Here is a 16,947-nt window from a genome sequence, read left to right on the forward strand (position 1 = left end):
CGCCGATCGTGCGCTGGCTCTGCGCCGCCACCAGATTTGAGAAAGCCTGTCACCATGACCAGTCCGACCCTGTTCCGAACTGCCTGCCTTGCCGCCAGCGTGCTGTTGCTGGCCGCTTGCGGCCAACCTGCCACCAGCGGCCATGATGCCAGTGCCGCTGCTGCCGCCGCGCCATTGCGCCAGCTGGCGCGCGGCGACGTGCTGCAGGCGCGGCTGGCGCCGGTGGCCGCCAGCCTGCCATTTACCGCCACCCTCAACGCGCTGACCAGCATCGAGGTCGCCGCCGAGATCGACGCCAGCGTGCGCGAGGTGCTGGTGCGCGAGGGCGAAACCGTGCGCCGCGGCCAGCTCTTGGCGCGGCTGGATGGCGAGACGCTGCAGCAGGCACTGGTGGAACAGCAGGCGCAGCTGGCCAACGACGAGGCACGGCTGCGACTGGCGCGGCTGAAGCTGGACAAGCAGCGCGAGCTGTACCAGCAGGGCTTCATTTCCAAGCTGGCGTTCGACGAGGTGGACAGCGAATACCGCATCCGCGAAGGCGACGTCAACGCCCGCCGCAGCCAGCTGGCGCGCGCGCGCAAGAGCCTGGCCGATACCGCGGTGCACTCGCCGATGGACGGCGTGGTCTACGCCCGCCGCATCCAGCCGGGCGAGCAGGTCAGCCGCAACCAGAAGCTGTTCGCCATTGCCGACCTCAGCCAGCTGGAGGCGACCGCCAGCATCCCGGCGCGGCAGGTGGCGCAGCTGCAGCCAGGCCAGCGCGCGCGCTTCCGCGTCGAGGGCGCGACCGAGCCGTTTGCCGCGCAGCTGGTGCGCATCAACCCGGTGGCCAATGCCGGCAGCCGCACCTTCAATGCCTATCTGCGCGTCGACAACCGCGCCGGCCGGCTGCAGGCCGGCCAGTTCGTCACCGGCGAGGTGATCCTGCGCGAAATCAGCGACGCGGTGCGCCTGCCGCAGGCGGCGGTGCGCGATGCCGACGGCAGCAAGCCGTGGGTGATGCTGCTGGACGGCAACACCCTGCGCCGCCAGCCGGTCAGCATCGTGCTGCGCAACGACAGCGAACGGGTGCTGGCGGTGCGCGGCATCGAGCTTGGCCGCACGCTGCTGGCGGCGCCGCTGCTGGGGCTGAAACCCGGCGACCGCGTGGCGCTGCCGCGCTAAGGAGAAGGTGACACTATGTGGTTAACCCGCGTCAGCGTGCAGAACCCCTATCTGGCCGCCGTGATGATGCTGCTGCTGACGGTGCTGGGCCTGTTTGCCTGGAAGCAGCTGCCGGTCGAGGAGTTTCCCGATATCCGCTTCCCGGTGGCGGTGGTGTCGGCGTCCTATCCCGGCGCCTCGCCGGAGGTGATCGAGAGCGAGGTCACCCGCCCGCTGGAAGAGGCGGTCAACACCATCAACGGCGTCAAGCACATCCGCTCCTATTCCTCCGAGGGCGTCGCCACGCTGGTGGTGGAGTTCGAGCTGTCCACCGATCCGGCCATCGGCCTGCAGGAGGTGCGCGACAAGGTCGGCGCCGCGCAGGGCCGGCTGCGGCGCGAGGTGAGCACGCCGACCATCTCGCAGATGAACCCCAACGACGAGCCGCTGATGTCGTACACCTTCAGCCAGCAGGACGGTTCGCAGCGCGAGCTGAGCAACTGGCTGGACAATGTGCTGAAGAAGCGGCTGCAGACGGTGAGCGGGGTCGGCGAGGTGAAACTGGTCGGTGCCAGCAAGCGCGAGATCCGCATTGAGCTGCAGCCGTACCGGCTGGAGGCGCTGGGATTGTCGGTCAGCGAGGTGGCCGACGCCATCGCCGCGGCCAACCGTGATTTCCCGGCCGGCCAGGTCAGCAGCCAGCGTAACGAGCTGTCGGTGCGCGTCGCCGGCAAGCTTGAGTCGGTGGACGACTTCCGCGAGCTGGGCATCGCCACGCGCCAGGGCGCCACCATCCGCCTGGCGGACGTGGCCGAAGTGCGCGACAGCGAGGAAGAAAAGAACAGCATCAGCCTGATCGACGGCAAGCCGGCGGTGGGGCTGGACGTGCGTGCCGCGCGCGGCGCCAACGTGGTGGCGGTGGCCGATGCGGTGAAGGCAATCATCGCCGAGCAGCGGCCGCTGATGCCGGCCGGCAGCGAGGTCAAGCTCACCTACGACAAGTCGGACGAGGTGCGCAAGTCGCTGAGCGGGGTGCAGCAGACGCTGCTGGAAGGCGCCGGGCTGACGGTGCTGATCGTGTTCTTGTTCCTCGGCAGCTGGCGCAGCACGGTGATTACCGGCCTGACGCTGCCGATCGCGCTGCTGGGCACCCTGTTCGCGGTGCAGGCGCTGGGCTTCACCCTCAACGTGATGACGCTGATGGCGCTGTCGCTGTCCATCGGCCTGTTGATCGACGACGCCATCGTGGTGCGCGAGAACATCGTGCGCCACGCCACGCTGGGCAAGGGCCACTACCAGGCGGCGCTGGACGGCACCAACGAGATCGGCCTCGCGGTACTGGCCACCACGCTGACCATCGTCGCGGTGTTCCTGCCGGTCGGCTTCATGGGCGGCATCATCGGCAAGTTCTTCCACCAGTTCGGCCTCGCGGTGACGGTGGCGGTGCTGATCTCGATGTTCGTGTCGTTCACGCTGGACCCGATGCTGTCCTCGGTGTGGCACGACCCGCACCGCCACGGCGATCACCACAAGGGCCCGGTCGGCCGCGCGCTGGACTGGTTCGAGGCCTCGCTCGACCGCCTCGCCGACGGCTACGTGCGGGTGATCCGCTGGGCGCTGGCGCACCGCAAGACGGTGCTGGCCACGGCGCTGGCGCTGACCGTCGGCAGCTTCATGCTGGTGCCGGTGATCGGCGGTGAATTCCTGCCGCGTGCCGACAACGGCGATTTCCGCCTGTCGTTCAAGACCGCGCCCGGCTCGACGCTGGAGTACACCGCCGCCAAGGCGCGCGAGGTGGAGGCGCAGCTGCGCAGCATTCCGGAGGTGAACACCGTCGACAGCAAGATCGGCGGCGGTCGCTTCGGCGCCGGCCGCAACGAGGCGCAGCTGACCATCGATGTCGGCGACAAGCAGTCGCGCCAGCGCGACCTGTTCCAGCTGATGGCGGCGGCGCGCAGCAGCGCGCAGCGGGTGGCCGGCATCGAGCTGGATTCGGTGCAGGAGCTGGGCCAGCACGGCCCCGGCGGCAAGCCGGTCAATATCGGCATCCGCGGCAGCGACCTGCAGGCGCTGAGCCAGGCCACCGACGCGGTGATGGCGGCGATTGCACGCGTCAACGGCGTGCGCGACGTGCAGAGCAGCTTTTCCGACGCCGATCCGGCGCTGGACGTGCGCCTCGACCGCGACGCCGCCGCCTCGCTGGGCGTGGATCTCACCCGCGTCGGCAACACGCTGTCGGTGCTGCTGGCCGGCAGCACGGTGACGACGTGGGAGGCGCCGGATGGCGAAAACTACGATGTGCGCCTGCAATTGCCGCGCGAGGGGCGCGAGGCGGCGCTGCTGGAGGTGCTGATGGTGCCCGGCACGCGGCGCGACAACGGCGAGGCCAATATGGTGCCGCTGGCGCAGCTGGCGCGCATCGAGCCGGGCAGCAGCCCGCGCCAGATCGAGCGCACCGACCTGATGCGCGAGATCAGCGTCACCGCCAACATCAGCGGCCGCAGCGCCGGCGAGGTGTTTGCCGGTGTCGACGCCGCGCTGAAACAGCTGCGGCTGCCGGCCGGGGTGATGCTGTCGCAGGAGGGCGAGCGCAAGAGCATGCAGGAATCGCTGAACTACGCGGTGCAGGCGCTGGCGATGGGGGTGATCTTCATTTATCTCATTCTCGCCGCGCAGTTCCGCAGCTTTACGCTGCCGGTGACCATCATGATGGCGCTGCCGCTGGCCTTCGTCGGCGTGTTCGCCGCGCTGTGGCTGTTCGGCTCCACCCTCAACATGTTCTCGGTGATCGGCATCATCATGCTGATGGGGCTGGCAGCGAAGAACGGCATCCTGCTGGTCGACTTCATCAACCAGAGCCGCAAGGAAGGCATGGCGCGGCTGGATGCCATCGTCGAGGCCGGCCGCGTGCGGCTGCGCCCGATCATGATGACCAGCCTGGCGATGATCTTCGGCATGCTGCCGCTGGCACTGGCCAGCGGCGCCGGCTCGGAGACGCAGCGGCCGATGGCGCACGCCATCATCGGCGGCCTGATCACCTCCACCGTGCTGACGCTGATCGTGCTGCCGGTGGTGTACACCTACCTCGACAGCCTGCGCACCCGCATCCGCGGCCTGTTGGCGCGGCTAACCGGCCAGACGGCGGCCTCGCCGCACTGAGCCGCCGCGCACGAACGGCCAAGGCCGCTGCCGATGTTTATCGGCAGCGGCCTTGGGCATTGAGAACGGTTGCGGCCAACCTTACTGTTTGACGTACACCACCTGCGCCGGCATCGGCGGCGGGAACGCCTCGCCGCCCAGTGCGTCGCGGATCTGCTGGTTGCTGTCGAAGTACACCTGCCAGTAGTGGTCGTTATGGCAGAACGGCCGCACCGCCAGCACCGGCCCCACCAAGTTGAATTCCAGGATCGCCACCTCGACCGCCGGCTCCGCCAGCACGTTGGGGATGGCCGCCAGCCGCTGCCGCAGCAGCGCCATCGCGGCGGCGGGGTCGGCGCTGCCGGCCAGCTGCGCCTTCAGCTCCACGCGGCGGTAGGGATTGCTGCTGAAGTTCTGCAGCGTGTCGCCCATGATCTTGCCGTTGCCGACCATGGTCAGCACGTTGTCCGGCGTGTTGATGGCGGTGGTGAACAGGCCGATCTCCTTCACCGTGCCGGTCACGCCGCCGGCGGTGACGAAATCGCCGACCTTCATCGGCCGCAGCATGATCAGGAACACCCCGGCGGCAAAGTTGGACAGCAACCCGGACCAGGCCATGCCGATGGCGACGCCGGCGGCGGCGAACAGCGCGGCAAAGGTGGTGGTCTGGATGCCGAAGTAGCCGAGGATGCCGACCACCAGGATCACGTTGAGGGTGACGTGGATGGTGGTGCCGAGGTAACGCATGATGGTGGCGTCGACATGCTGCCGCTCCAGCGTGCGCTGCAGCAGGCGGCCGACCTGGCCGATCAGCCAGCGGCCGATGATCCAGAAGGCCAGCGCCGCCAGCAGCGTGCCGCCGATATTGAACGCATAATCCGTGGCGACCTGCTGCCAGTGGGAAAGGTCGATCTGATTCATGACAACTCCTTGTCGGGCGGGTGGGATCTGCATCCAGTTAAGCAGCTGGCATTGCCGGCAACAAGTTCATTTGCATGAATTGTCGCTGCCGGCGGGCAAAAACATCGGGCGATGCCGCAGTCAGGTCAAGGCAGCGCCGCCGGCGCAGGGTATAATGCGGCCAACCTTTTTCTGCCCGTATAGCCAACATGACCCAGCTCAAGAACGATACCTTCCTGCGCGCGCTGCTGAAGCAGCCGGTTGAATACACCCCGATCTGGATGATGCGCCAGGCCGGCCGCTACCTGCCGGAATACCGCGCCACCCGCGCCCGCGCCGGCAGCTTCATGGGCCTGTGCACCAGCCCGGACTACGCGACCGAGGTCACGCTGCAGCCGCTGGAGCGCTTCCCGCTGGACGCGGCCATCCTGTTCTCCGACATCCTGACGGTGCCGGACGCGATGGGGCTGGGGCTGTCCTTTGCCGAGGGCGAGGGTCCGCGTTTTGCCCGTCCGCTGCGCGACGAGGCGGCGATCAAGGCGCTGCAGGTGGCGCCACTGGACAAGCTGCAGTACGTGTTCGACGCGGTATCCAGCATCCGCAAGGCGCTCGACGGTCGCGTGCCGCTGATCGGCTTCTCCGGCAGCCCGTTCACGCTGGCCTGCTACATGATCGAGGGCGCCGGCTCCGCCGACTTCCGCCACGTCAAGGCGATGCTGTACGGCCGCCCGGAACTGCTGCACCACATCCTGCGCATCACCGCCGACTCGGTGACCGCCTACCTCAACGCCCAGATCGATGCCGGCGCCCAGGCGGTGCAGATCTTCGATACCTGGGGTGGCGCGCTGAGCCACGCCGCGTACCAGGAATTCTCGCTGGCCTATATGCAGCAGATCATCGCCGGCCTCAAGCGCGAGGCCGACGGCCGCCGCGTGCCGGTGATCGTGTTCACCAAGGGTGGCGGCCAGTGGCTGGAACAGATCGCCGCCATCGGCGCCGACTGCGTCGGTCTGGACTGGACCACCGACATCGGCCAGGCGCGCGCGCGCGTCGGCGACCAGGTGGCGTTGCAGGGCAACTTCGACCCCAACGCGCTGTTCGGCAGCCCGGCGGCGATCGAGCAGGAAGCCGGCCGCATCCTGGCGGCGTACGGCCACGGCTCCGGCCACGTGTTCAACCTCGGTCACGGCATTTCGCAGTTTGCCGACCCGGAACACGCCAAGGCACTGGTCGCCGCCGTACACCGCCTGTCGCGCCCGTACCACGCCGTCTGACGCGTCAAACCGGTCACAGCCACCGCCTGCCGGCGGTGGCTTTTTTTGATGCATAAACAAAGCTTGCCGGCAAGGCTTGACAGTTGTCGCCGCAGTTGTTCCACGACTTATGCACACCAAAACGGGGCATTTTTCCGGCCTGTCAAGGCTTGTTGCCAAAGAAAGATGAAATTTATATAAGCATCTGATTTTATTGAATTTAATATTTCAGATTAAAATTTGTGCAATCTAATGGAATGCCCGATTGACGTGCTTTTTGCCAGCCGGCTCGTCAGTTGTTCACAAAGTTATCCACAGTATCTGTGCACAGCTGGCGCCAAGCCGCGCCAGTGCTGGATTAGCGGGGAGTCCGTCCAATCATGACTGCAATGCAGCACATCAGTGTCTGGCTCGATGTGCCCTTGCGTGGTGCATTTACCTACCTGCATCCGCAGCCGCTGCCCAATGGCCAGCGCGTCCGCGTCGCCTTCGGCAATCGCGAATTGTGCGGCGTGGTCGACAACAGCGTGCCGCCGCAGGCGCTGGACGAGGCGCGCTGCAAGCCTATCCTGGCGGTGCTGGACGAGCTGCCGCCGCTGCCGGAGACGCTGCTGCAGCAAGTGCGCTTTGCCGCGCGCTACTACCTGCATCCGCAGGGGCAGGCGCTGTTCACCGCCTTGCCCACCGCGCTGCGCGAGCCGCGCGCGGTGACGCTGGCCGATCGCCAGTCGTACCGCCTCAATGCCGCCGGTCTTGACGCCGAGCCATCCGCACGCAGCACAGTACAGCGCCAGTTGTGGCAGGCGCTGCAGCAGCCGCAATCGCGCGACGCGCTGCGCCGCGTGCACCCGCAGGCGACGGCTTTTCTCAAACAAAGGTTGGCCGCAGGCCATATCGACATCCTGCCGTGGCAGGCACCGCCCTTGCAGATCGCCGCAGCGCTAACGCTGAACGACGAGCAGCAGGCGGCGCTGGACGCGGTGGCGGCCAACCTTGGCCGCTTCGGCGCCTTCCTGCTGCACGGCATCACCGGCAGCGGCAAGACCGAGGTCTACCTGCAGCTGATCGCCCGCGTGCTGGCTGCCGGACAGCAGGCGCTGGTGATCATTCCCGAGATCAACCTCACCCCGCAGCTGATCGAACGCTTCGCGCAGCGTTTTCCCGCCAGCCACATCGTCTGCCTGCACAGCGGCCTGTCCGATGGCGAGCGGCTGCAGGGCTGGGTCGACGCCTGGCAGGGCGTCGCCGACATCGTGATCGGCACCCGGCTGGCGGTGTTCACGCCGCTGCCGCGCGCCGGGTTGCTGATCGTGGACGAGGAGCACGACGGCTCGTTCAAGCAGCAGGACGGCCTTCGCTACCACGCGCGCGATCTGGCGGTGTGGCGCGCCAACCAGGCGCAGGTGCCGGTGCTGCTGGGCAGCGCCACCCCCAGCCTGGAAACGGTGGCCAACGTCGAGGCCGGCCGCTACCGCAAGCTGCTGCTGTCGGCGCGGGCGCACGGCAGCGCGCGGCTGCCGCGCATCGGCCTGGTCGACACCCGCCGCCTGAAGCTGGTGGATGGCCTGTCCGAACCGGTGATCGCCGCGCTGCAGCAGCGCCTGGCGCGGCGCGAGATGAGCCTGCTGTTCATCAACCGCCGCGGCTATTCGCCGGTGCTGGCCTGCACCGCCTGCGGCTGGACCTCGGCCTGCAAGCACTGCAGCGCGCGCATGGTGCTGCACCTGTCGGCGCGCCAGCTGCGCTGCCACCATTGCGGTGCGCAGCAGCGGGTGCCGCTGCAGTGCCCGGCCTGCGGCAATCCCGACGTGCAGCCGCTGGGCGAGGGCACGCAGCGGCTGGAAGAGGCGCTGCGCCGGCTGTTGCCGGAGGCGCGCATCCTGCGCATCGACCGCGACAGCACCAGCCACAAGGCGGCGTGGGACGCGGTGTACCAGCGCGTGCACGCCGGCGAGGTGGACATCCTGCTCGGCACCCAGATGCTGGCCAAGGGCCACGACTTCGGCGCGCTGTCGCTGGTGGTGGTGCTGGGCAGCGACGGCGGCCTCTATTCCGCCGATTACCGCGCCAGCGAACGCCTGTTCGCGCAGCTGCTGCAGGTGTCCGGCCGCGCCGGCCGCGCCGAGCTGGCCGGTGACGTCATCGTGCAGACCAACTGGCCGGAGCACCCGCTGTATCTCGCGCTGACGCGGCACGATTTCGACGGCTTTGCCGCCAGCCAGCTGCAGGAGCGGCGCGAGGCCGGCTTCCCGCCGGCGGCCAGCCAGGTGATCCTGCGTGCCGACGCGCCGCAGTACCACGAGGCCGAGGCCTTCCTGCAGCAGGTGCTGGCGCTGTGCGGCGAACTGCCGCCGCCGCTGTTCGTGTTCGGCCCGGCGCCGGCGCTGATGGCGCGCCTCGCCGGCCGCGAGCGGGCACAGCTGACCTTCGAGGCGCCGCAACGGGCGGCGCTGCACGCCTGGCTGCGCGCGCTGCTACCTCAGCTGGATGCGCTGGCGCGCAAGGCGCCGCGCCAATTACGCTGGTCGCTGGATGTCGACCCGCAGGAGATCTGAGTGACACGACGTTTGCTGATGGCCATGCTGGCCGTTTCGCCGCTTGCGCTTGCGGCCAACCTTGGCGCCTTGCGCGCCGACGAGGTGGCGCTGTGGGCGGCGCCGGTGGAAGGGCGCGCGGTGTTCGACGAGCACCGTGCCGATGCCGCGATGAACCCGGCCTCGACCATGAAGCTGGTCACCGCCTGGGCGGCGCTGAACCGGCTGGGGCCGGGCTACCGCTGGCGCAGCGAGCTGAAAAGCAATGCCGTGCTGGAAAACGGCGTGCTGCGTGGCGACCTGTACTGGATAGGCCGCGGCGATCCGCGTTTCGATTCCGCACGCCTGACCGAGCTGCTGCGCCAGCTGCGCCTGCGCGGCGTGCAGCGCATCGACGGCCAGCTGCTGCTGGACAAGCGCGCCTTCAGCCGCATCAGCAGCGCCGACGGCTTCGACGGCGACGCCGAGCGCGTGTTCTCGGTGCCGCCGGATACCCACCTGTCCAACCTGAAAGTGGCGTGGCTGCGCTACTTCTACGAGCAGGGCCGGCCGCAGGTGGTGCTGGACCCGCCGCTGCCGGGCTTCCGCCTCGACAACCGCCTGCAGCCAGGCAGCACCGCCAGCTGCGGTGACGTGCGCGAGCACGCGGAGGTCAGCGTCAGCGGCAGCAGCATCCGCGTCAGCGGCAAGCTGCCGCCGGCCTGTGACGGCGCGGCCAGCTACGTCAACGTGCTGGATAACGACGGCTATGCCGGACAGAGCTTCGCCGCCATCTGGCAGACGCTGGGCGGCGAGGGGCCGCGCGGCGTCGCGCAGGGCGATACCCCGCCCGACGCGCGCCAGCTGGTGCGCCTGGATTCCGAGCCGCTGCCGCAGGCGCTGAACGACATCAACAAGTACAGCAACAACACCATGGCGCGCAGTGTGTGGCTGACGCTGGGCGCGGAAAACCCGCACAGCGGCGACACCGTGGCCGACGCGCAGCTGGCGGTGCGCTCGCTGCTGCTGGAGCGCGGCATCGCCGCCGAGCCGCTGCAGCTGGAAAACGGTGCCGGCCTGTCGCGGCGCGAGCGCATCAGCGCGCGCCAGCTGGGCGCGATCCTGCTCGATGCCGCGCGCGGGCCGTACGCGGCCGAATTCATCGCCAGCCTGCCGCTGGCCAGCGAGGACGGCACCCTGCGTCGCCGCTTTGCCGAGCTGGGGCCACGGCTGCGGCTGAAGACCGGCACCCTCGGTGACACCCGCGCGCTGGCCGGCTACTGGCAGGCGCCGTCCGGGCAGCGGCTGGCGATCGTGGCGCTGCTCAATTCCGCGCGGGCGGCGCAGTTGCAGGGTGCGCTGGATGCGCTGGTCGGCGATGTGGTCGAGCGTTACGCGGCGCAGCTGCAACGGCAGCCCTGAGCCTTGCCTTGGGCGCGGTAACTGGCCTTATAATCACTGTTTGTTTTAGCTTAAGGCCGTCACCATGAAACCCGTTACCATGTACACCTCGGCCTATTGCCCGTACTGCATTCGTGCCAAGCAGGTGCTGGCCCAGAATGGCGTGACCGACATTGAAGAAGTCCGCATCGACCTTGACCCGCAGGCGCGCGACACCATGATGTCGCTGACCGGGCGCCGTACCGTGCCGCAGATCTTCATCGGCGACGTGCACGTCGGCGGCTGTGACGACCTGGTGGCGCTGCATTCGGCCGGCAAGCTGGATGTGCTGCTGGCAGGTTGACGCGCGCAGCTGTCATCATTTTCGTGCGATGATCCGCACTTGATTCCAACCCCGCGCCTGACGGCGCTACCGAGATCCAACACCATGAGCGAACAACAAGAGCTGCAACCGGTATTCTCCATCGAAAAAATCTACGTCAAAGACCTGTCGCTGGAAATCCCGAACGCACCCGCCATCTTCCTGGAGCAGGAACAGCCGGAAATCGACATGCAGCTGGCTTCCGAAGGCCGCCAGCTGGAAGACGGCTTCTTCGAAGTGTCGCTGACCGTGACCGTCACCGCCAAGCTGCCGGAAAAAACCATGTTCCTGTGCGAAGTGGCACAGGCCGGTATCTTCCAGATCCAGAATATTCCTGCTGAAGACATCGACCCGATCCTCGGCGTGGCCTGCCCGAACATCCTGTTCCCGTACGCCCGCGAAACCGTATCCAGCCTGGTTGGCCGCGCCGGTTTCCCGCCGGTACTGCTGGCACCGATCAACTTCGAAGCCCTGTACATGCAGCAACGCGCCGCCCAGGCCGAAGCCGGTACAGCCTGATCGCGATGAAACCGACTCGCATTGTGTTTGCAGCCGTACTGGCCCTGCTGGCCAGTACGGTTTTTGCATTGGAATTCCGTTCGGTCAAGGAAACCGGCGTCGCGCTGTACGAGGCGCCCAACCTTGCCGCCAAGAAACTGTTCGTGGTCAGCCGCTACTACCCGGTGGAAGTGCTGGTGACGCAGAAGGACTGGGCACGGGTGCGTGACGCCACCGGCGGCATCGCCTGGATTCCGGCGGCGGCGCTGTCGACGCGGCAGATGCTGCTGGTCACCGCCGAGCAGCTGCCGGTGCGTGCTGCGCCGGCGGAAAGCGCGGCCGTACTGTACCAGGCCGGCAAGGATCTGGCGCTGGAGCTGCTGGAGCCGCCGCAAAGTGGCTGGGTCAAGGTACGTCATCGCGACAATACCGTGGGTTATGCCCGCATTGCCGGCCTGTGGGGGCTGTAAGGAACACGATGAAAATAGCCGTACTTGGTGCCGGTGCCTGGGGCACGGCGCTGGCCTTTGCATTCTGCCGCCAGCATCATGTCACGCTGTGGGGCCGCAATGCCGAGCAGATGATCGACATGCAGGCCACGCGCCTGAACCGGCGCTACCTGCCGGAGTGTCCGTTCCCGGCCGATCTGCACCTGTCCGCCGACCTGTCCGAGGCGGTGGTCGGGGTCGATCTGGTACTGGTGGTGACGCCGATCGCCGGCTTGCGGCCAACCTTGCGCGAGCTCGCGCGGCTGAAGGTGGATGCGCCGCTGCTGTGGGCGTGCAAGGGCTTCGAGGCCGGCTCCAGCCTGCTGCCGCACCAGGTGGTGGCCGAGGAATTTCCCCATCTCAAGAGCGTCGGCGTGCTGTCCGGCCCGAGCTTTGCCCGCGAGGTGGCGCAGGGCCTGCCGGCGGCGGTAACGCTGGCGTCGGAAAACTATGCTTTTGCCCGCGACTACGCGCGCGAATTGCACAGCCCGCTGCTGCGCATCTACGCCAATGACGATCTGGTGGGTGTGGAAGTCGGCGGTGCGGTGAAAAACGTGATGGCGATCGCCACCGGCGTCGCCGACGGCCTCGGCTTCGGCATGAACGCGCGCGCGGCGCTGATTACCCGCGGCCTCGCCGAAATCACCCGCCTGGCAGTGGCGCTGGGGGGCAGCCAGCAGAGCATGATGGGCCTGTCCGGCGTCGGCGACCTGCTGCTGACCTGCACCGGCGCGCTGTCGCGCAACCGCCAGGTCGGCCTCAAGCTGGCGGAGGGCAAGTCGCTGGACACCATCCTCGCCGAGCTGGGCCACGTCGCCGAAGGGGTGCCGACCGCGCGCGAGGTGCTGAAGATGGCGGAGCGGCTGCAGGTGGACATGCCGATCACCGCCGCGGTGTGCGAGCTGCTCTATCACCAGGCCACGCCACAGCACGTGGTGGAGCGCCTGCTCGGACGCTCGCCCAAGCCGGAGTTTCACGCGCCGGGCGCCTAAACCTTTGCTACGCAGCAAGCGCCGCATCCTCACCCGCAGCCTGGCGCTGCCGGTTTTCACGTCTGGCTTGTCCTCTAGCGCGGCAGGGTGGAGAAGCGTTCCACCAGCTTCTGTCGCAGCTCGGCGAAGTCGAAGTCGTCGTCTTCGTGGCGTAGCCGCTGCGCGTAGCCGATGTGGTCGTCGCCATCCACCAGCCACAGCGCCGGGCAGGTCATGCCGGCCAGCGGCACATCCTGGATCAACACGCCGAAGTGCTTGTGGAAATCGCGCCCGCGCAGGGTGGAGAGCAGCACCGCATAGGGCAGGCCGTGCGCCTGGCGCGCGCGGGCGAGGCTGAACGGTGAGTCGACGGTGATCACGATCAGCTGTAGCTGCGGCCACGGCTCCAGCTGGCGGCGCAATTCCTGCAGCAGCGCCAGCCCGGCCTTGGGCGCGTCCAGCGACAGCAGGGTCACCACCAGCTTGTCGTGGCCGAGAAAACGCTCCAGCGACACGTCGCGCAGCTGCTCGTCGACCAGCATGAAGCTGGGCAGGGTCTCGCCCGCCTGCGGGAAACGGCCTTCTACCGCCAGCCATTCGTCGGCATAGCGGAAATGGGTGTGGGTCATGGTCTGCTCCTGGTTGTTTCTTCATGGTGGAACAGAACATGCGAAAAGCAAGCGCGGGGCGGTGAGCTTATGAAAAAAGCCGGTGACCGGCAGCGTGATGGCTGCAGGCACCGGCTTTAGTGCCAGGCGATATCAGGGGTAGTAGAAGTGCAGGCTGTAGCCCAGCGCCTTGGCGTCGCGAACTTCCATGCGGGTGACGATCTTCAGCTCGCTGCTGGCGTTGAAGCGGCCCAGCTTGAGGTCGTCGGCGGACAGGTACTGTTCCGGTTTCAGCGTCTTGCGGATCAACACGCGGTCCTCGCCATCCTTCAGCGACACCTCCATCAGCGGGAAGGCCTGTGGATAGGGGGCCAGGTTCTTCAGCGTGGCGTCCAGCTGGATCAGGTGCTCGTGCTGCGGCACGAACGACAGCTCGGACCACTCGGTGCGGATCAGCTGGCGCTGGGTCGGCAGCGGCACCTCGCAGCCGAGCGACTGGCACAGCGACTCGAAGGCGGGGCGCAGTTCCGGCAGCTCGGCGCTGACCGCGGTACGGTTGATGAAGGCCAGCTGCAACAGCAGCAGCAGCACGCCGATGACGCCGAGCAGGCCGAAGGCGGTGGCGCGCAGCCAGCTGCCGTCGCCGGTGCTTCTTGCGGTGTCGCTTTCTTCTGTTTCTGCGTCGTGGTTGCTGGCGGCTGGCGCCGGCGCGTCGTCGTCCAGGTCGGCGGCAGAAATCGGTGGCAGCGGGCTGTCCGTGTGCTCTGTGTCGTACTGTGCGGCCAACCTTTGCTGACGGTTGGGTGCCGGCGTTGTGGGTGCCGGCGGTTCGTCGATCAGTGCCACCGGCTCGCTGGCACGACTGGCCGGAGTCTGCAGCGCTTCGGCCAGCGCGCGCTGGAAGGCGGCGATGTCCTGCTGCGGCTCGGCGGGCGGGGTGTCGTCTTGCCGGGGCGGGGTATCCAGGTCCTGCCACGACAGCGGCTGCTCCGGCTCCGGCAGCAGGTCGAAGTCTGGCAGATCCAGTGCCGTCTCGTCGGGTGCGCTTACCGCTGCCGCGCGCGGCTCGGCGCTGGCGGCAAGGTTGGCCGCATCCCGTTCCGGATGAAAGTCCGGCAGCTCCAGCTCGAAGTCGTCGTCGGCCGCGGCTTCGGCACGGGTGTTGGCCGCGTTGGCCGGGGTGCTGATGACCAGCGGCGCCTCGGCGACTGTCGGCGCTTGCTCGAAATGGCTGGGCGCGTGGAAGACATGGCTACAGCGCCCGCAGCGCACCATGCCGGCAGCAAGGGCGAGGTGGGCATCGGAGACCTTGAAGCGGGTCTGGCAGGCGGGGCACTGTGTGGTGTAGCTCATGGTTTAGCCGCGTTTCACGCCGGAAAGGCGGGTCCAGCCGTCGTCGAACACTGGCGCGTCCATGTCGAACCATTGGCTGTAGATCGCCGCCAGTTCTTCGGCCTGTTCCTGCAGGATGCCGGACAGCACGATGCGGCCACCGGCACGCACATGGCCGGCCAGCAGGCCGCCGAGCAGACGCAGCGGATTGGCCAGAATGTTGGCGACCACGACATCGTACTCGCCCGGCAGCAGGCTGTCGGGCAGGCCGAAGTCGGCGCTGACGTCATTCTGCGCGGCGTTGTCGATGCTGGCGCGCACCGCCTGGGCATCGATGTCGATGCCGCGGGTGGCGCCAGCGCCCAGCTTCAGCGCGGCAATGGCGAGGATGCCGGAGCCGCAGCCGTAGTCGAGCACCGTTTCGCCGCCCTTGATCTGTTCATCCAGCCACTGCAGGCACAGGCGGGTGGTCGGGTGGCTGCCGGTACCGAAGGCGAGGCCCGGGTCCAGCTGCAGGTTGATCGCCGCCGGATCCGGCGACTGGTGCCAGGTCGGAGTGATCCACAGTCGCGACGAGATGCGGATCGGGTCGAACTGGCTTTGCGTCAGGCGTACCCAGTCCTGTTCCTCGACGCGGCCAAGCTCGTACTGCGGCAGCGGCAGGCCACATTTGAGTGCGGCCATGGCGACCATGGCGGCGACGTCGGCGTCCTCGGCAAACAGGCAGTTGATCAGGCTGTGTTGCCACATCTGGTCAACCGGTTCGCCCGGTTCGCCGAAAATCGGCTGCTCTTCGGCGGTGCCGGCCAGGGCGTCCTCGATGGTGGCGGACAGGGCGCCGACCTCCATCAGGACGTCGGCGAAGCGCTCGGCTACCGCCGAGTCAGCTTGAATGGTGGCTTGCAGCCATGCCATAGAATTAACTGCCTTTCTTCAACTGCGCCAGACGTTCTTCCAGATAGTGAATGCTGGTGCTGCCTTTCTGGAAGGCGGCATCGAGGAACAGTTCCTGGTGCAGCGGGATATTGGTTTTGATGCCGGTGATGGCCATTTCCGACAGCGCGACGCGCATGCGCGCCATCGCCTGATCGCGGGTATCGCCGTAGGCAATCAGTTTACCCACCATCGAATCGTAATGCGACGGCACGGTATAGCCCTGGTAGATGTGCGAATCGATGCGGATGCCCGGGCCGCCGGCCGGATGGTAGCTCTCGATCTTGCCTGGCGACGGCACGAAGGTGAACGGGTCTTCGGCGTTGATGCGGCATTCCATGGCGTGGCCACGGAAGTGGATGTCCTTCTGCTTGAAACGCAGCGGCAGGCCGGCGGCGATGCGGATCTGTTCCTGCACGATGTCGATGCCGGTGATCAGCTCCGATACCGGATGCTCCACCTGCACGCGGGTGTTCATCTCGATGAAGTAGAACTCGCCGTTTTCGTACAGGAATTCAAAGGTACCGGCACCGCGGTAGCCGATGCGGCGGCAGGCGTCGGCGCAGGCTTCGCCGATGCGCTTGCGCTGCTCGGCGGTGATGCCCGGTGCCGGCGCTTCTTCGATGATCTTCTGGTGACGGCGCTGCATCGAGCAGTCGCGCTCGCCCAGATGTACGGCGTTGCCGTGCTGGTCGGACAGTACCTGGATCTCGATGTGGCGCGGCTGCTCCAGGAACTTTTCCATGTACACGGTCGGGTTGCCGAAGGCAGCACCGGCTTCGGTACGGGTCATGTTCACCGAGTTGATCAGCGCGGCTTCGGTGTGCACCACGCGCATGCCGCGACCGCCACCACCACCGGAGGCCTTGATGATGACCGGGAAGCCGATCTTGCGGGCGATCTTGGTGATTTCGGCCGGATCATCCGGCAGCGCACCGGCGACGCCGGGCACCGTCGGCACGCCGGCTTCGATCATCGCCTGCTTGGCGGACACCTTGTCGCCCATCAGGCGGATGGTTTCCGAGCGCGGGCCGATGAACACGAAGCCGGACTGCTCGACGCGTTCGGCAAAGTCGGCGTTTTCCGACAGGAAGCCGTAGCCGGGGTGGATCGCCTGCGCGTCGGTGACTTCGGCAGCGGCGATCAGCGCCGGTACGTTCAGGTAGCTGAGGGTCGAGGAGGCCGGGCCGATGCAGACCGATTCGTCGGCCAGCTTCACGTATTTGGCTTCGCGGTCGGCCTCGGAGTGCACCACCACGGTCTTGATGCCCATTTCGCGGCAGGCGCGCTGGATGCGCAGGGCGATTTCGCCGCGGTTTGCAATCAGGATCTTTTCAAACATGTATTTCTCCACTGCAGGGCGCGCGCCGGTGTGCGATCTGGACCGGGCGCCGTGCGCAGGCTGGGG

The 16,947-nt window shown here is 67.4% G+C and carries 14 protein-coding genes; 9 read left to right on the forward strand and 5 right to left on the reverse strand.

From position 1 onward, the window contains the following. Positions 1-54: 54 nt before the first annotated feature. Together C8E02_RS09300 and C8E02_RS09305 are read left to right on the forward strand one after the other, a co-directional pair. Positions 55-1,164 (forward strand): efflux RND transporter periplasmic adaptor subunit, encoded by a 1,110-nt coding sequence (locus tag C8E02_RS09300; protein ID WP_120810547.1) that lies wholly within the window; start codon positions 55-57, stop codon positions 1,162-1,164. Positions 1,165-1,179: 15 nt separating this feature from the next. Beyond that, positions 1,180-4,302 carry an efflux RND transporter permease subunit gene (locus C8E02_RS09305; protein ID WP_120810548.1) on the forward strand — a complete coding sequence of 1,041 codons (3,123 nt, stop codon included), beginning with the start codon at positions 1,180-1,182 and terminating at the stop codon, positions 4,300-4,302. Positions 4,303-4,383: 81 nt separating this feature from the next. Here C8E02_RS09305 and C8E02_RS09310 read toward each other — a convergent pair whose 3' ends face one another. After that, positions 4,384-5,202 carry a mechanosensitive ion channel family protein gene (locus C8E02_RS09310; RefSeq protein ID WP_120810549.1) on the reverse strand — a complete coding sequence of 273 codons (819 nt, stop codon included), beginning with the start codon at positions 5,200-5,202 and terminating at the stop codon, positions 4,384-4,386. 188 nt (positions 5,203-5,390) lie between these two features. Here C8E02_RS09310 and hemE point away from each other — a divergent pair, with 188 nt between their 5' ends. The 7 genes from hemE to C8E02_RS09345 all read left to right on the forward strand — a co-directional run bounded on the left by hemE (position 5,391) and on the right by C8E02_RS09345 (position 12,687). Then, the gene (hemE, locus tag C8E02_RS09315) at positions 5,391-6,455 is read left to right on the forward strand and encodes a uroporphyrinogen decarboxylase (RefSeq protein WP_047966846.1); all 1,065 of its coding nucleotides are present in this window, start codon (positions 5,391-5,393) and stop codon (positions 6,453-6,455) included. 359 nt (positions 6,456-6,814) lie between these two features. Continuing rightward, the gene (locus tag C8E02_RS09320) at positions 6,815-8,989 is read left to right on the forward strand and encodes a primosomal protein N' (RefSeq protein ID WP_211329209.1); all 2,175 of its coding nucleotides are present in this window, start codon (positions 6,815-6,817) and stop codon (positions 8,987-8,989) included. Beyond that, positions 8,990-10,369 (forward strand): D-alanyl-D-alanine carboxypeptidase/D-alanyl-D-alanine endopeptidase, encoded by a 1,380-nt coding sequence (gene dacB, locus C8E02_RS09325; protein WP_245961112.1) that lies wholly within the window; start codon positions 8,990-8,992, stop codon positions 10,367-10,369. It abuts the gene before it with no gap. A 64-nt stretch (positions 10,370-10,433) separates the two neighbouring features. Beyond that, positions 10,434-10,691 carry a glutaredoxin 3 gene (grxC, locus tag C8E02_RS09330; protein WP_047966844.1) on the forward strand — a complete coding sequence of 86 codons (258 nt, stop codon included), beginning with the start codon at positions 10,434-10,436 and terminating at the stop codon, positions 10,689-10,691. An 84-nt stretch (positions 10,692-10,775) separates the two neighbouring features. After that, on the forward strand, positions 10,776-11,228 hold the full coding sequence (secB, locus tag C8E02_RS09335; RefSeq protein ID WP_047966843.1) for a protein-export chaperone SecB: 453 nt from the start codon (positions 10,776-10,778) through the stop codon (positions 11,226-11,228). Positions 11,229-11,296: 68 nt separating this feature from the next. Then, a complete protein-coding gene (locus C8E02_RS09340) occupies positions 11,297-11,677 on the forward strand; it encodes an SH3 domain-containing protein (protein WP_238377293.1) in 381 nt (126 codons plus the stop codon). A gap of 8 nt (positions 11,678-11,685) precedes the next feature. After that, on the forward strand, positions 11,686-12,687 hold the full coding sequence (locus C8E02_RS09345; RefSeq protein ID WP_047966841.1) for an NAD(P)H-dependent glycerol-3-phosphate dehydrogenase: 1,002 nt from the start codon (positions 11,686-11,688) through the stop codon (positions 12,685-12,687). Between the two features lie 74 nt (positions 12,688-12,761). Here C8E02_RS09345 and C8E02_RS09350 read toward each other — a convergent pair whose 3' ends face one another. The 4 genes from C8E02_RS09350 to accC all read right to left on the reverse strand — a co-directional run bounded on the left by C8E02_RS09350 (position 12,762) and on the right by accC (position 16,881). Beyond that, entirely contained in the window at positions 12,762-13,295 is a 534-nt protein-coding gene (locus C8E02_RS09350) for a redoxin family protein (RefSeq protein WP_120810552.1), read from the reverse strand. A gap of 132 nt (positions 13,296-13,427) precedes the next feature. Beyond that, positions 13,428-14,627, reverse strand: coding sequence for a DUF3426 domain-containing protein (locus C8E02_RS09355; protein WP_120810553.1), 1,200 nt, complete (start codon positions 14,625-14,627; stop codon positions 13,428-13,430). A 3-nt stretch (positions 14,628-14,630) separates the two neighbouring features. Beyond that, a complete protein-coding gene (gene prmA, locus C8E02_RS09360) occupies positions 14,631-15,521 on the reverse strand; it encodes a 50S ribosomal protein L11 methyltransferase (RefSeq protein ID WP_120810554.1) in 891 nt (296 codons plus the stop codon). A gap of 4 nt (positions 15,522-15,525) precedes the next feature. Continuing rightward, positions 15,526-16,881: an acetyl-CoA carboxylase biotin carboxylase subunit gene (gene accC / locus C8E02_RS09365; RefSeq protein WP_120810555.1), complete on the reverse strand. Its 1,356-nt coding sequence runs from the start codon at positions 16,879-16,881 to the stop codon at positions 15,526-15,528. Positions 16,882-16,947 lie beyond the last annotated feature (66 nt).

Origin of the sequence: Vogesella indigofera, from assembly GCF_003633895.1 — a bacterium.
GTDB lineage: Bacteria > Pseudomonadota > Gammaproteobacteria > Burkholderiales > Chromobacteriaceae > Vogesella > Vogesella indigofera.